At 72.6% G+C, this 13,817-nt stretch carries 11 protein-coding genes; 7 read left to right on the top strand and 4 right to left on the bottom strand.

The window, feature by feature from the left end; translation table 11 throughout:
* Nucleotides 1–76 precede the first annotated feature (76 nt).
* From ACFRKB_RS03150 to ACFRKB_RS03140, 3 genes are all read left to right on the top strand, one after another.
* Complete coding sequence (locus tag ACFRKB_RS03150; RefSeq protein WP_383102830.1) at nucleotides 77–616, top strand: SAV_6107 family HEPN domain-containing protein; 540 nt, start codon at nucleotides 77–79, stop codon at nucleotides 614–616.
* A gap of 93 nt (nucleotides 617–709) precedes the next feature.
* A complete protein-coding gene (locus tag ACFRKB_RS03145) occupies nucleotides 710–1,495 on the top strand; it encodes a methyltransferase (RefSeq protein WP_383102828.1) in 786 nt (261 codons plus the stop codon).
* 377 nt (nucleotides 1,496–1,872) lie between these two features.
* A complete protein-coding gene (locus tag ACFRKB_RS03140) occupies nucleotides 1,873–2,274 on the top strand; it encodes a DUF3040 domain-containing protein (RefSeq protein ID WP_030353498.1) in 402 nt (133 codons plus the stop codon).
* Between the two features lie 182 nt (nucleotides 2,275–2,456).
* Here ACFRKB_RS03140 and ACFRKB_RS03135 read toward each other — a convergent pair whose 3' ends face one another.
* From ACFRKB_RS03135 to ACFRKB_RS03120, 4 genes are all read right to left on the bottom strand, one after another.
* Nucleotides 2,457–4,877, bottom strand: coding sequence for a transglutaminase TgpA family protein (locus ACFRKB_RS03135; protein ID WP_383102826.1), 2,421 nt, complete (start codon nucleotides 4,875–4,877; stop codon nucleotides 2,457–2,459).
* Complete coding sequence (locus ACFRKB_RS03130; protein WP_383102824.1) at nucleotides 4,874–6,232, bottom strand: DUF58 domain-containing protein; 1,359 nt, start codon at nucleotides 6,230–6,232, stop codon at nucleotides 4,874–4,876. Before ACFRKB_RS03130 ends, ACFRKB_RS03135 begins: the two co-directional genes overlap by 4 nt.
* Nucleotides 6,232–7,275 carry an AAA family ATPase gene (locus ACFRKB_RS03125; protein ID WP_383102822.1) on the bottom strand — a complete coding sequence of 348 codons (1,044 nt, stop codon included), beginning with the start codon at nucleotides 7,273–7,275 and terminating at the stop codon, nucleotides 6,232–6,234. The genes ACFRKB_RS03130 and ACFRKB_RS03125 overlap by 1 nt, the downstream gene beginning before the upstream one ends.
* Before the next feature lie 210 nt (nucleotides 7,276–7,485).
* A complete protein-coding gene (locus tag ACFRKB_RS03120) occupies nucleotides 7,486–8,130 on the bottom strand; it encodes a beta-class carbonic anhydrase (protein ID WP_383102820.1) in 645 nt (214 codons plus the stop codon).
* Between the two features lie 400 nt (nucleotides 8,131–8,530).
* Here ACFRKB_RS03120 and rsmH point away from each other — a divergent pair, with 400 nt between their 5' ends.
* From rsmH to ACFRKB_RS03100, 4 genes are read left to right on the top strand one after another with little or no spacing between them, the layout of a single operon-like run.
* Nucleotides 8,531–9,487, top strand: coding sequence for a 16S rRNA (cytosine(1402)-N(4))-methyltransferase RsmH (rsmH, locus tag ACFRKB_RS03115; RefSeq protein WP_383102818.1), 957 nt, complete (start codon nucleotides 8,531–8,533; stop codon nucleotides 9,485–9,487).
* Nucleotides 9,484–10,077, top strand: a complete 594-nt coding sequence (gene ftsL, locus ACFRKB_RS03110; protein WP_383102816.1) for a cell division protein FtsL — start codon at nucleotides 9,484–9,486, stop codon at nucleotides 10,075–10,077. The genes rsmH and ftsL overlap by 4 nt, the downstream gene beginning before the upstream one ends.
* 4 nt (nucleotides 10,078–10,081) lie before the next feature.
* Nucleotides 10,082–12,055: a peptidoglycan D,D-transpeptidase FtsI family protein gene (locus tag ACFRKB_RS03105; RefSeq protein ID WP_383102815.1), complete on the top strand. Its 1,974-nt coding sequence runs from the start codon at nucleotides 10,082–10,084 to the stop codon at nucleotides 12,053–12,055.
* Nucleotides 12,056–12,072: 17 nt separating this feature from the next.
* A complete protein-coding gene (locus ACFRKB_RS03100; protein ID WP_383102814.1) occupies nucleotides 12,073–13,815 on the top strand; it encodes a UDP-N-acetylmuramoyl-L-alanyl-D-glutamate--2,6-diaminopimelate ligase in 1,743 nt (580 codons plus the stop codon).
* The last annotated feature ends 2 nt before the right edge of the window (nucleotides 13,816–13,817 follow it).

The following is a 13,817-nucleotide window of genomic DNA, read 5'->3' as shown; positions in this document are numbered from 1 at the left end:
GCTGATTGTCAGTGGTGCCCCGCACCATGGACACATACGGCTACAGCACCGTCACACGACGACAGGAGGTTCCGTCATGGCCAGCTCCTACGCCGGTGCCGCACGTCGGCGCCGTACAGACGGCCCTGCCCCTGCCCCGACCGGTCCGCCGGGCGATGTCCACCCCGTCCTGCGCCGGGCCACGGCCCCGCCCGCGGCCCTCGCTCTCCTCGCCCAGGCACACGCGGGCCTGGACGAGGCCGCCGCGCTGGACGTTCCGAACGAGCGCTACGCCACCGCCCATCTCGCCGCCCTGCGCACTGCCGCCGCGGTGCTCGCCGCCCGTGGCCGCCCGGAGACCACCCCGCAGCGGCGGCGGCGTATCAGGAGCGCCTGGGAGGTCCTCACCGAGATCGCGCCCGAGCTGTCCGAATGGAGCGCGCTCTTCGCCTCGGGCGCCCCGCGCAGGGCGCGCGCCGAGGCGGGCATACCCGGCGCGGCCTCCGGCCGTGACGCGGACGATCTGCTGCGCGACGCCGGCATGTTCCTGCGCCTGGTCGAGCGGCTGCTCGTGCTCGAACCGGTCCTGCCCCGGCCGGGCGCCGAACATCCCCGGCAGGGCGATGCCGCTGGGTGACCGGGAGGCGCGGCCAAGGCAATAGGGTGGGCGGAGCCTGCACCGTTCACGCCCCGCCACCAGGGGCGGCACCGCGCCGAGGAGTCAACTGCCGTGTCGGACCGTTCCCCTGTTGCCGGTGGGGAGACGCCCTCCCGCCCTCGCGGCTCCCTGCGTACCGCCGTGGTCTGGGAGGTCCTCAAAGACGCCCTCGGCCGCCGCGCCAAGGCGGCGGGCAGCGACGTTCTGGACGTGCTCGACACCGGAGGGGGGACGGGCAGCTTCGCGGTGCCCGTCGCCCGTCTGGGGCATCGCGTGACCGTGGTGGACCCCAGCCCGAACGCGCTCTTCGCGCTGGAGCGCCGGGCGGCCGAGGCCGGGGTCGCCGATCGCGTGCGCGGGGTGCAGGGGGACATCCACGGTCTCTTCGACGTGGTCGAGCGCGGCGGCTGTGACGCGGTGCTCTGCCACGGCGTCCTGGAGTACGTGGACGATCCGGCCGAGGGCGTACGGAACGCCGTGGAGGCCCTGCGCCCGGCCGGGGCGCTCAGCCTGCTCGCGGCGGGGCTGGGCGGCGCCGTGCTCGCCAGGGCGCTCGCCGGGCATTTCACCGATGCCCGGCAGGCGCTCACCGACCCGGCGGGCCGCTGGGGCGCGGGCGACCCGGTGCCCCGGCGCTTCACGGCCGAGCAGCTCACGGAACTTGCCTCCGGAGCCGGCCTCCGGGTCAGCGCCGTGCACGGCGTACGGGTCTTCGCGGACCTGGTCCCGGGCGGTCTCGTGGACACTCAGCCGGGCGCCCTGGACGCGCTGCTCCAGCTGGAAGCCGCGGCGGCGGAGCTGCCCGCCTTCCACTCCATCGCCACCCAGCTGCACGTCCTGGGCGAGAAGCGGGACTGACGCGTTTTCCCCCGCCGATGAGCCGCCGATGAGCCGGAGCGAAGCGATCCCGGGGCTGTCCGGGAGCCGTCGGGGAGCCGTCCTGGGCCGTCCGGAGCACGTCCGGGACGCTGGTCACGTGGCTGATCAGCCACGCAGCCGTACATGGAGTACGCCACAGGCCCCCCGGTGGGGCGTTGGGCGCCGTATGATCGGGGTACACCATCCGGCATGACGGATCGATGGTTGGGGAATCAACGCCTCAGCGGCCGAGCCGACATGGCGGCCCGGAATGGCGAATTGGCGTTGAGGGCGGGTTTCACGGGGGCGATTCCCTGCCTATCCTTGAAGGAGCCGCATACCGGTCGCCCCCCGCGACCGACGACTAGGAGGACTCCGTGCCGCTCTCGGAGCACGAGCAGCGAATGCTCGAGCAAATGGAGCGAGCGCTGTACGCCGAAGATCCCAAGTTCGCGACAGCGCTTGAGGGAAGCGGGCTGCGTACGTACACCCGGCGACGGGTCTACCAGGCGGTCGCAGGCTTCCTGGTGGGTATCGCGCTCCTCATGGCCGGAATGGTCGCCCAGCAGATCTGGATCAGCGTGGTGGGGTTCCTCGTCATGCTGGGCTGTGCGGTCCTGGCGGTCACCGGCTGGCGCAAAGCGCCCAAACCAGGTCAGCAGCAGGCGGCGGGCGGCCCATCCGGCGGCCCCGCGGCCGCACCATCGAGACAGCGCCGCTCGATGATGAACCGCATCGAGCAGCGGTGGCAGCGCCGCCGCGACGAACAGGGTCAGTGACCCGGACGACGAACGGTACGACCGAGGGGCGAACGCGTCAGGCGTTCGCCCCTCGGTCGTTTCCGCGAGGCCGTTTCTCCAGGTTTCGCTACGTGTTTCTCCAGGCCGTTCGCCGAAGCTGTTTCCCGGGGCTGTTTCCCGGGGCCGGGGGCGCCTGAGCGGCGCTTCCGGCCCCGGCGCGCTCAGCCGCGCTGACGCGAGGGGCGCCAGCGCACAGTGGCCGCCCTGGTGGCCTGAGAGAGCCGCTGAGGGCCCCAGCGGGCCGTGAGGGACGTCCACTGCTCCGAGGCGGCCCAGACCACCCGTACGGACGATCGGGGCGCGAGGAGTGCGCGCAGCCGGGTCCAGCGGCCGGCCGAGGCGCCCAGCCCCTCCCGGACCCGCCGGGCGTCGTCGGCGAGGCCCGTACCCGGCCGTGGCTCCGGCGCGTACAGCACCTGCTCCACGGATCCGGCCACGCGGTGCACCGCGTCGGCCGCCGCCCCCTCCAGCCGGCCCAGACGCACGATGCGCTCCGCCGCCTTCCGCGGCGTCCGTGATTCATCGGGCGGGACGCCGTGGTCCCAGGCCGTATCGGTGATCTCGCGCCAGGCCGCCAGCGTGCGCGCCGTCGCGTCCGCGGAGGTGCGCCCCCCGGAGCCCAGCCGCCGGGCCCGGATCCTGGTCCGCCAGAGCAGAGGCAGCAGTGGCAGCGCCACCACCGCCAGCCCGCCCAGGACGATCCACATCACGGTCCCCAGCGGGAAACCCGAGTCCGTAGGCGGCAGGGCGGCGCCGGGAGCGACCGTGCCGCACTCGCCCAGCTGCCGCGACGGCGCGGGGCAGCTGTCCGAGGCGGACGGCTCGACGGACGGGGCGGCCGTGTCGCTCGTGTCGGGACTGGCCGCGTCGCTCGGCCCGTCGGACGGCACGTCCTGGCGGGTGTAGTCGGGCGCGCTGCCCCGGCTCGGCGTCGGCTCGAACCGGGTCCACCCGACGCCCTCGAAATACAGCTCGGGCCAGGCGTGCGCGTCACGCAGCCCGACGGACATGCTGCCGTCCGGCTGCGGGGTGCCCGGTGTGAAGCCCACCGCGACCCGGGCCGGGATGCCCAGCGTGCGGGACATCGCCGCCATCGCGAAGGAGAAGTGGACGCAGAAGCCTTCCTTGTTCCTGAGGAACCGTGTGATCGCCGTGACGCCGGTGCCCGAGTCGACCTCGGTGTTGTAGGTGAAGCCGCCGTCCCGCGCGAACCAGTCCTGGAGCCTGACGGCCTTCTCGTAGTCGTTGGCCGCGCCCCGGGTGACATCGAGCGCGGTCGACTTCACCATGTCCGGCAGGACCGCCGGTACCTCCGTGTACTCACGGCGCAGGGCCGACGGCGCCGGGGGCGCCGAGGCGAGCTGTTCCCGGGTCGGGTTCACCAGCAGGCTGCTGACCTCGTACCGCGCGCCGCGCGTCGACTGCCCGCGGTCGCCCACCAGCGTCCGGCCCGCGGGCTCGAAGCGCCAGCGCCCCTCGATGTCCACCTGGGTCGCCGGATAGGGCATCGGCAGATAGTTCTGCCGGTACCAGCCGGCGGCGGTGATATTGGTCCTGATCTCGGTCGTGCTGACCCCGGGGCCCAGCCCGGGGGAGCCGGGCAGCCGGTCGGGCACGTCCTCGACCTTGCGCTGCGAGAACCGCCAGGACGTGCCGTCGAACCTGTCCAGCGCCATGATCCGCAGATACATGTCCTGGGTGTCCGGCGCGTTCGTCCGGTACCGCAGCGCCTCGCGGTCCTCCGGCTGGTTCAGATTGTCCTGGAGCGAGATCAGCGGGTTGACCGCGGAGATCGTGCCCCCGCCGCCCACCCCCGAGCCGCTTCCGCCGCCGGTGCCGGCCAGCAGACCGCCGTCCAGCGCGGGCAGGGCGGCCGGGACCACCAGCGCGACACCCAGCGCCACCACACCGATACGGCGTCCCGTACGGACCGGGGCGCGCCCGTCCGAGGCGTCGGGGCCGGACGGGAACCGGCCCGTACGCGGCGCGCCGCCGAACACCCGGCCCCACTGCGACAGGCGGTCCCGGCCCTCCGCCAGGAGCAGCAGCAGATATCCGGCGGCCGCGAGCAGGAACCACAGCCAGCCCCCGGCGCCGCCGGAGAGCCCCGCCGCGACCGAGTAGAGCGCGAGCAGCGGCAGCCCGGCCGGGGCCGCGCTGCGGAAGGTCACCGCGATCGCGTCCACCGCCAGCCCGATGACCAGCACGCCGCCGATCAGCATCAGCCTGATGCCGTCGGTCGCGGGCGCCGGTATCGCGTACCGCCCGACGTCCTCGCCGCCCTCGGTGAGCAGCCGGCCGAACTGCGCGAAGACCTCGGGGGTCGGTACGAAGCCGAGCAGCGCCTGGTCCCGGGCGAAGACCACCGTGAGCATCAGCAGGGCGGCGAGGCCCTGGAGCGCCACGGTCAGGGTCCTGGCCAGCGGCACCCGGCGGGTCAGCGCGCCGACCCCGCCGACGACCGCCGTCATGATCCCGGCGTGCAGCAGCCAGAGGGCCGGTTCGACCAGCGGCAGCAGTGCGCCCGCCGCCATCAGCGTGGCGGCGAAAGCGCACAGCGCCAGCCTTCCGCTACCGCTCATGACCATCCTCCGGAGAAGCCTGTCGTACCGCCCGTGACGGCCGATTCCGATCGCTGCCGCGCGGCCCGCTGCCACAGCTCGGGCAGCGCGGCCCCCGAAGGCACGGCGAGCGCCGTCCAGCCGGCCTCGCGCAGCTGCCGCAGCCGGTCCTCGACGGGCCCCGCGGGTCCGTCGCCCTGCGTCCAGCCGGTGCTGTCCAGGACGAAGGCGACGGCCACGCCGCTGCGCTGCCGCATCCGGGCCGCCACCGCCGTCTGCTCCTCGTCCAGATCGCCGAGGAACGCGACCAGCAGTCCTTCGGTGCCGCCGCGCAGGACCGCGTACGCGGGGGAGAGGTCCATGCCGTCGGAGTGCTCCACGACCGCGAGCGCGTCCATCATCAGTCCGGCGGAGTCGGCGGAGTCCTGCGTCGCCCCGGTGAAGCCGTCGGCGCTCTCGCCGGGCATCGAGCTGCCGGTGTCGGTCAACAGCCGTACCGCGAAGCCGCGTTCCAGCAGATGCACCACGGCGGAGGCCGCGCCCGACACCGCCCATTCGAAGGCGGAGTCGGGGCCCGCGCCCTGGTAGGCGCTTCGCCGGGTGTCCAGCAGGACCGTGCATCTGGCCCGCTGCGGCTGCTCCTCGCGGCGCACCATCAGCTCGCCGTAGCGGGCCGTGGAGCGCCAGTGCACCCGGCGCAGATCGTCGCCGTGCCGGTAGCCGCGGGGGATCACATCGTCCTCGCCGGCCAGCGACAGCGAGCGCTGCCGCCCCTCGCCGTACCCCGACGCCTCGCCCCCGAGCCGTACCGGTGGCAGCGGTTCGGTGCGCGGGACGACGGTCAGGGTGTCGTACGCGCTGAACGAGCGGGTCAGCTCGCACATCCCGAAGGGGTCGCTCAGCCGCAGCTGGAGCGGTCCGAGCGGATACCGCCCGCGCAGGTCCGAGCGCACCCGGTAGGACACCTCGCGCCGGCCGCCCGGCTCGACCCGGTCCAGCACGAACCGGGGGCGCGGCCCGAGCACGTACGGCACATGGTCCTGGAGCATCAGCAGCCCGGTGGGCATCCGCGTGACGTTGTCCATCCGCAGCTGCACCCGCGCCTCGGAGCCCGCGGGGACCCGGGAGGGCGACAGCCGCCGGCTGCCCGCGACCCGGTAGCGGGTGCGGTAGAGGACCGCCACGCAGATCAGCGGCAGCACGGCGAGCAGGAGTCCCACGCGCAGCAGATCGGACTGGCCCAGGACATAGGCGCAGACGGCCGCCGCGACCCCGGCCGCGAGGAACGACCGGCCGCGCGTGGTCAGTCCGGACAGCGCGGCCCGCATCCCGTCCTTCTCCTCGCCGCCCTCGGCCACCGGCCCCCCGGCCGTCATCACAGCCGCCGTACGCCGGGCTGCTGGCCGTAGAGCGGTCCGCCGCCCGGCGCCTGGCGCCCGGGGCCCTGGCCGCCGCCCGCCGTCGGCACCGGAACGCGCCGCAGGATCTCCAGCACGACCTGCTCGGCGGTACGGCGGTTCAGCTGTGCCTGGGCCGTGGGCAGCAGCCGGTGCGCGAGCACCGCCGTCGCCAGGGACTGCACATCGTCCGGCAGCGCGTAGTCCCGTCCGCTCAGCGCCGCCGCGGCCTTCGCGGCGCGCAGCAGATGGAGCGTCGCGCGGGGCGAGGCGCCGAGTCTGAGGTCGGGGTGGTTACGGGTCGCCGCGACCAGCTCGACCGCGTACCGCCGCACGGACTCGGCGACATGGACCGTACGCACCGCGTCGATCAGCTTCACGATGTCGTGCGCGTGGGCCACCGGCTGGAGGTCGTCCAGCGGCGATATCCCGCCGTGCACGTCCAGCATCTGCAACTCGGCCTCCGCGCTCGGGTAGCCGATCGAGACCCTGGCCATGAAGCGGTCGCGCTGTGCCTCGGGCAGGGGGTACGTCCCCTCCATCTCCACCGGGTTCTGCGTGGCCACCACCATGAAGGGGCTGGGCAGTTCATAGGTCTGCCCGTCGATCGTGACCTGGCGCTCCTCCATGGACTCCAGCAGCGCCGACTGGGTCTTGGGCGAGGCGCGGTTGATCTCGTCGCCGATCACGAGCTGAGCGAAGATCGCGCCCGGCTTGAACTCGAAGTCCCGCCGCTGCTGGTCGTAGATCGACACCCCGGTGATGTCCGAGGGCAGCAGGTCGGGGGTGAACTGAATGCGCCGCACCGAACAGTCGATGGAGCGCGCGAGCGCTTTGGCCAGCATCGTCTTGCCCACGCCGGGGACATCCTCGATCAGAAGATGTCCCTCGGCGAGCAGCACGGTCAGCGAAAGCCGTACGACCTCCGGCTTGCCCTCGATCACACCCTCCACCGACGCGCGCACCCGCTCCGCTGTGGTGGTCAGATCTGTGAGGCTCGCTCGATCGTCATAGGTCGTCACCCGGCCCTCCTCGGCCCTTTCCTCGGGCCGACGCTCATCAGACGGCCCGGCCCTCCCCGAAACACGGACACCGTCTCCGGATGGTTCCGGAGCGGTGTCACACACGCATTCTTGTTGCCGTTACCGCTTCGTGTCATCCGCCTGTGGATAAGTGGGTGTGATATGTCGGCTTTGCTGTTTATCTCGTGACGGCCTGTCCGGTGACGGTGCTCAGGCGCCCGCGCCGGCGCCGGCGTCGGGGTCGATCTCCCGCAGCAGCCCCGTCTTCACGTCGAAGACGAAACCCCGGATGTCGTCGGTGTGCGGCAGGAAGGGCGACGTCCTTACTCGCTGCATCGACTGCCGTACGTCCTGATCGACATCGCGGAACGCCTCCACGGCCCAGGCCGGACGCTGCCCGACCTCCATTTCCAGCTCGTGCCGGAACTCCTCGGTCAGGCTCTCCAGGCCGCAGCCGGTGTGATGGATCAGGACAACGCTGCGTGTGCCCAGCGCCCGCTGGCTGATGGTGAGGGAGCGGATGACGTCGTCCGTGACGACGCCGCCCGCGTTGCGGATGGTGTGGCAGTCGCCCAGGGAGAGCCCGAGCGCGCCGTGCAGGTCGAGCCTGGCGTCCATGCAGGCGACCACGGCGACCCGCAGTACGGGGCGCGCGTCCATGCCGGGATCGCCGAACCCGGCGGCGTAGAGGAGATTGGCGTCGATGAGCCGGTCGGTGACCGTCCCGCCGGTGCGGGCCGCGCCGGTGGGAGCCTGGACGGGCTCTGCGGGGAGGTGTGCGGAAGTCGACATACCTATGACGGTAGTCGTCGCCGCGCCGTTCAGCCTGCTGCGAGAGCGGACAAAGAACGTCAACGTACCTTGGTGTGACCTAACCCACACGGGTGAGTCCGGCGAGGCCGAGTGAGTGAATTGTGCGGTTTATGGTCTTGTGGTGAGTGACCCTTGCGACGCGCTGACCGGTTGATTGACCGGAAGAGCGAGTGGACTAAAGTGACGCGAAGTTCACGGACACATCCCGAACACATTCCGAACCCACCACAATATTCCCGCATGTCGCGGCGTACGTGCGGCTCGGCCTCCTCCCGCTCGGCGGTCGGCCGACGCCTCTTCCGGCGCCGGCGGACCACCTCCCCTTCTGAGCGGGCGGGGACCCGGCGGTACGTACGGCCGCGCCGGATCTGAGAGGGCGCATGAGCGAGCGCAGCGAGCGAATCACGGGCAGCCGCGCGCCCGCGGACCGTGAGGGGCGCGCATGAATCAGGTCCGGCACGTTCCCGTGATGCTCCAGCGGTGTCTCGACCTGCTGGCCCCCGCCCTCGCCGAGCCCGGCGCGGTCGTCGTCGACTGCACCCTCGGTCTCGGCGGACACAGCGAGGCCCTGCTCTCCACCTTCCCCGAGGCACGGCTCGTCGCGCTCGACCGCGACCAGGAGGCGCTGCGGCTCTCCGGCGAGCGGCTCGCCCCGTTCGGCGACCGCGCCACCCTCGTCCACGCGGTCTACGACGAACTGCCCGACGTGCTCGCCCGGCTGGAGATCCCCCGCGTCCAGGGCGTGCTCTTCGACCTCGGCGTCTCCTCGATGCAACTGGACGAGGCGGAGCGCGGCTTCGCCTACGCCCAGGACTCCCCCCTCGACATGCGCATGGACCAGTCCTCCGGCGTCAGCGCCGCCGAGGTCCTCAATACCTACCCGCCCGGCGAACTGGTCCGGATCCTGCGCGCCTACGGCGAGGAGAAGCAGGCCAAGCGCATCGTCTCCGCGGTCGTCAGGGAGCGCGAGAAGGAGCCCTTCTCGCACAGCGCCCGGCTGGTCGAGCTGATCCGCGACGCCCTCCCGCAGGCCGCCAAGCGCACCGGCGGCAACCCCGCCAAGCGCACCTTCCAGGCCCTGCGCATCGAGGTCAACGGCGAGCTGTCCGTCCTGGAGCGGGCCGTCCCGGCCGCCGTGGCCTCCCTCGCCGTCGGCGGCCGGATCGCCGTCCTCTCGTACCACTCGCTGGAGGACCGTCTCGTCAAGCAGGTCTTCGCCGCCGGGGCCGCCAACACCGCGCCGCCCGGTCTGCCGGTCGTCCCCGAGCGCTATCAGCCCCGGCTGAAACTCCTCACCCGCGGCGCCGAACTGCCCACCGAGGAAGAGATCGAGGAGAACCGCCGCGCGGCCCCGGCGCGGCTGCGGGGGGCGCAGCGGATCCGGGAGGACGCTCTGTGAGCGGACCGGCCAAGCAGTTGAGGGGGCGGGCCGCGCGGCTCGCCCAGCTGATGCCCTCCGGAGCCAGTTCGGCGGCGCGCACCCCCTTCGTCCTGCTGGTCGTGCTGCTCCTCGGCGGCGGTCTGATCACCCTGCTGCTGCTGAACTCCTCCCTCAACGAGGGCTCGTTCCAGCTGAGCGAGCTCAAGAAACGGACGACCGACCTCACCGACGAGGAGCAGGCCCTGCAACGGGACGTGGACGACCGCTCCGCGCCGTACGCCCTGGAGCGCCGGGCCCGTCAGCTCGGCATGGTGCCCGGCGGCAGCCCCGCCTTCCTCAACCCGGACGGTACGGTCCGCGGTGTGCCCGGCGCGGGGGCGTCGCCCTCCGCCCAGCCGTCGGCCCAGTCGGCCGACGGGGCCTCCCCCATGGAGGAGATCCCGCCCTCGGCGGTCTCGTCGCCGTCTCCCGCGCCTTCCGCCCCGGTCTCCTCCTCCCCCTTCACCTCCCCTCTTGCGTCCCCTTCCGCCACCGCCGCCCGTGAGATCCCCGGGCAGGCCCCCGCACCGGCAACCGGCACGCCGGCCCCGACGACCCCCGGCAGGTGACCCAGTGCCCTCCCAGGAACCCCCGCGCCGCCGGGTGCCCAAGCCCGCGCGGTCCGGGAACGACGGACGGTCCCGCCCCGCGTCCCGGCCCGCCGCCCGCCGCCCAGGGCCCCGGGGCCCGCGGCAGATCAGGCTCGGCAGCCCCCGCCCCCGGCTGCGGCTGGTCAGCCTCGGACTGACCCTCGTCATGCTGGTGTTCGTCGTCAGGCTCCTCCAGGTGCAGGCGGTCGACGCCAGCGCGTACGCGGCCAAGGCGGAGAAGAGCCGCTACCTCAGCCACACCATCGCGGCCGAGCGCGGGAAGATCACCGACCGCTCCGGGATCGCCCTCGCCACCAGCGTCGACGCGTACGACATCACCGCCGACCCGTCGATGTTCACCGCCGACTTCACCAAGGTCCCGGACGCCCCGGAACAGGCCGCCGCGCTGCTCGCCCCGATCCTGGGGGTGGACACCGAGGTCATCGTGAAGAAGCTCAGGACCCCCGACTCCCCCCGCTACACCGTGCTGTCACGCCGCCAGACCCCGCAGGTCTGGAACCAGATCAAGGACCTCAAGCGCGTGCTCGCCGAGAAGGCGAGCAAGGCGAGCAGGGCCGCCAGGGGGAAGGCCGCCGGCGGCACCGTCAGCGTGCTGTCGGGCGTCCTCCAGGAGACCAGCAGCAAGCGCGTGTACCCCAACGGCGACCTCGCCGCCGGGATACTGGGATACGTCAACGCCGCGGGCCGCGGCGCGGGCGGTGTCGAATCCATGCTGGACAAGCAGCTGGCGGGCGAGGACGGAAAGGTCACCTACGCCCAGTCGGGTGGCCGCCGCGTCCCCACCGCCAGCTCCCACGAAACCCCCGCCGTGCCCGGCTCCGACATCGAGCTGACCATCGACCGTGACATCCAGTGGGCCGCCCAGCAGGCCATCAGCGAGCAGGTGACGGAGTCCAGGGCGGACCGCGGCTATGTGGTGGTCCAGAACACCAGGACGGGCGAGGTGCTCGCCATGGCCAACGCGCCCGGCTTCGACCCCAACGACGTCTCCGCGGCCAACTCCGCCGCCATGGGCAACGCGGCCCTCCAGGACGTGTACGAGCCCGGCTCCACCAGCAAGGTCATGTCGATGGCCGCCGTACTGGAGGAGAAGGCCGCCACCCCCGGCACCCATGTGGTCGTCCCGAACCGGCTGCACCGCGGTGACCGGCTCTTCAAGGACGACATCGACCATCCCACCTGGAACCTGACCCTCAACGGCGTTCTCGCCAAGTCCAGCAACATCGGCACCATCCTGGCGACCGGCCAGCTCGGCAAGACGCAGCCCGAGGCCAACAAGGTCCTCCACTCGTATCTGACCAAGTTCGGCATCGGCCGGCCCACCGGTCTCGGCTATCCCGGCGAGACCCAGGGCATCCTGGCCGAGCCGCAGGACTGGTCCACCTCACAGCAGTACACGATCCCCTTCGGCCAGGGCCTCTCCCTCAACGCGATGCAGGCCGCCTCGGTCTACTCGACCATCGCCAACGGCGGCGTACGGATCGAACCCACCCTGGTCCGCGGCACGCAGGGCCCCGACGGCCGCTTCACCGCCGCCCCCGCGCCCAAGAAGACCCGTGTGGTGAGCGAGCAGACCGCCAGGACGCTCGCCACCATGCTGGAGTCGGTCGTCGGCAACGAGGAGGGGACCGGCACCAAGGCCGCCATCCCCGGCTACCGCGTCGCGGGCAAGACGGGTACGGCCAACCGGGTCGACCCGAAGCTCGGCGTCTACAAGGGCTACACCGCCTCCTTCGCCGGTTTCGCGCCCGCCGACGACCCGCAGATCACCGTCTACTGCGCCATCCAGAACCCCACCAAGGGCAGCTACTTCGGCGGACAGATCTGCGGCCCCATCTACAAAAAGGTCATGGAGTTCGCTCTCAAGACCCTGCAGGTCGAACCGACCGGCAGTAAACCCGCCCGGCTGCCGGTCACCTTCAAACCCGGCGAGTGACCCCAGGGAAAGCCCCAGTGACAACCATCACCCCCGATTCCGGGAACCACCCGGAACCCCCCGCGCACCACTCCCCCTCACGTGGCTCAGGGCCCGCGGAGCCCGGTACGCTCACCGCCGTGCCACAAGCTGATCAGTACCGAACCACCCCGAAGGACGCCCCTGTGAACCATCCGGGAGCGCCCCGTCCGGACCGGGTACGCCCGACCTCCCTCGCGGAGCTGGCGGCCCGGCTGGGCGCCGCGGCACCGGACCGGGAGGAGGTGAGGGGCCCCGGGGAAGCGACCGGCATCACCCACGACTCGCGGGCCGTACGCCCCGGGGACGTGTACGCCGCCCTCCCCGGCGCGCGCTTCCACGGCGCCGACTTCGCCGCCCAGGCCGCCGACCTCGGGGCCGCCGCGATCCTGACGGACCCGGCGGGCGCCGAGCGGGCCGAGGCCACCGGCCTGCCGGTCCTGGTCGTCCCGGACCCGCGGGGCCGCATGGGGCAGCTGGCCGCCGAGATCTACGGGCACCCCGGCAGGGATCTGCTCCAGATCGGGATCACCGGCACCTCCGGCAAGACCACCACGGCGTATCTCATCGAGGGCGGACTGCGCGGCGCCGGCCACCGCACCGGCCTCATCGGCACCGTGGAGATGCGCATCGACGACGAGCGCATCAAGTCGGAGCGCACCACCCCCGAGGCCACCGACCTCCAGGCGCTCTTCGCCGTCATGCGCGAGCGGGGCGTCGAATCGGTCGCGATGGAGGTCTCCAGCCACGCGCTGGTGCTCGGCCGCGTCGACGGCTGTGTGTTCGATGTCGCCGTCTTCAGCAACCTCAGCCCGGAGCACATGGAGTTCCACTCCGGCATGGAGGACTACTTCCAGGCGAAGGCGCGGCTCTTCACCCCGGAGCGCAGCAAGACCGGCGTGGTGAACTTCGACGACGAGTACGGCCGCCGGCTCGTCGCGGAGGCGACCGTACCGGTCACCACCTTCTCCGCGGAGGGCCACCCGGACGCCGACTGGCGCGCCGAGGACGTCGAGGTCGGCTCGGGCGGCTCCACCTTCACCGCGATCGGCCCCCAGGGGGAGCGGGTCCGGGCCGAGGCGCCGCTGCCGGGACCGTTCAACGTCGCCAACACCCTGGCGGCCATCGTCACCCTCGCCGTCGCCGGGATCGACCCGCACACCGCCGCCGACGGCATCGCCGCCGTCCCCGGGGTGCCGGGCCGGCTGGAGCGGGTGGAGGCCGGCCAGCCGTATCTCGCGGTCGTCGACTACGCGCACAAGACGGACGCCGTCGAATCGGTCCTGCGCTCCCTGCGCAAGGTCACCAAGGGCAAGGTGCACATCGTCCTCGGCTGCGGCGGCGACCGCGACAAGACCAAGCGCGGCCCGATGGGCGCGGCGGCGGCCCGGCTCGCCGACACCGCCGTACTGACCTCCGACAACCCGCGCGGCGAGGACCCCCTCGCGATCCTCGCCACGATGCTCGCGGGCGCCGCGGAGGTGCCGGTCCATGAGCGCGGGGAGGTCCTGGTCGACGCCGACCGGGCCTCCGCCATCGCCGCCGCGGTGGCCCTGGCCCAGGACGACGACACCGTACTGGTCGCCGGCAAGGGCCATGAGCAGGGCCAGGACATCGCCGGGGTGGTACGCGCCTTCGACGACCGCCAGGTCCTGCGCGAGGCCATCGAGCGCTCCCTCCGCCAGAAGCCGGGCCATGAGCCCGGCCACGAGCACCGTCACGAGAACAACAGTCAGGGATGACC

The organism is Streptomyces scopuliridis (assembly GCF_042790125.1).
GTDB lineage: Bacteria > Actinomycetota > Actinomycetes > Streptomycetales > Streptomycetaceae > Streptomyces > Streptomyces scopuliridis_A.
This window is presented reverse-complemented; position numbering and strand designations above follow the sequence as displayed.

Coding starts and splice junctions, on each gene's coding strand:
- ACFRKB_RS03150 (WP_383102830.1), top strand. CDS start 77: ATGGCCAGCTCCTACGCCGGTGCCGCACGTCGGCGCCGTACAGACGGC.
- ACFRKB_RS03130 (WP_383102824.1), bottom strand. CDS start 6,232: ATGACGGCCGGGGGGCCGGTGGCCGAGGGCGGCGAGGAGAAGGACGGG.
- ACFRKB_RS03135 (WP_383102826.1), bottom strand. CDS start 4,877: ATGAGCGGTAGCGGAAGGCTGGCGCTGTGCGCTTTCGCCGCCACGCTG.
- rsmH (WP_383102818.1), top strand. CDS start 8,531: ATGAATCAGGTCCGGCACGTTCCCGTGATGCTCCAGCGGTGTCTCGAC.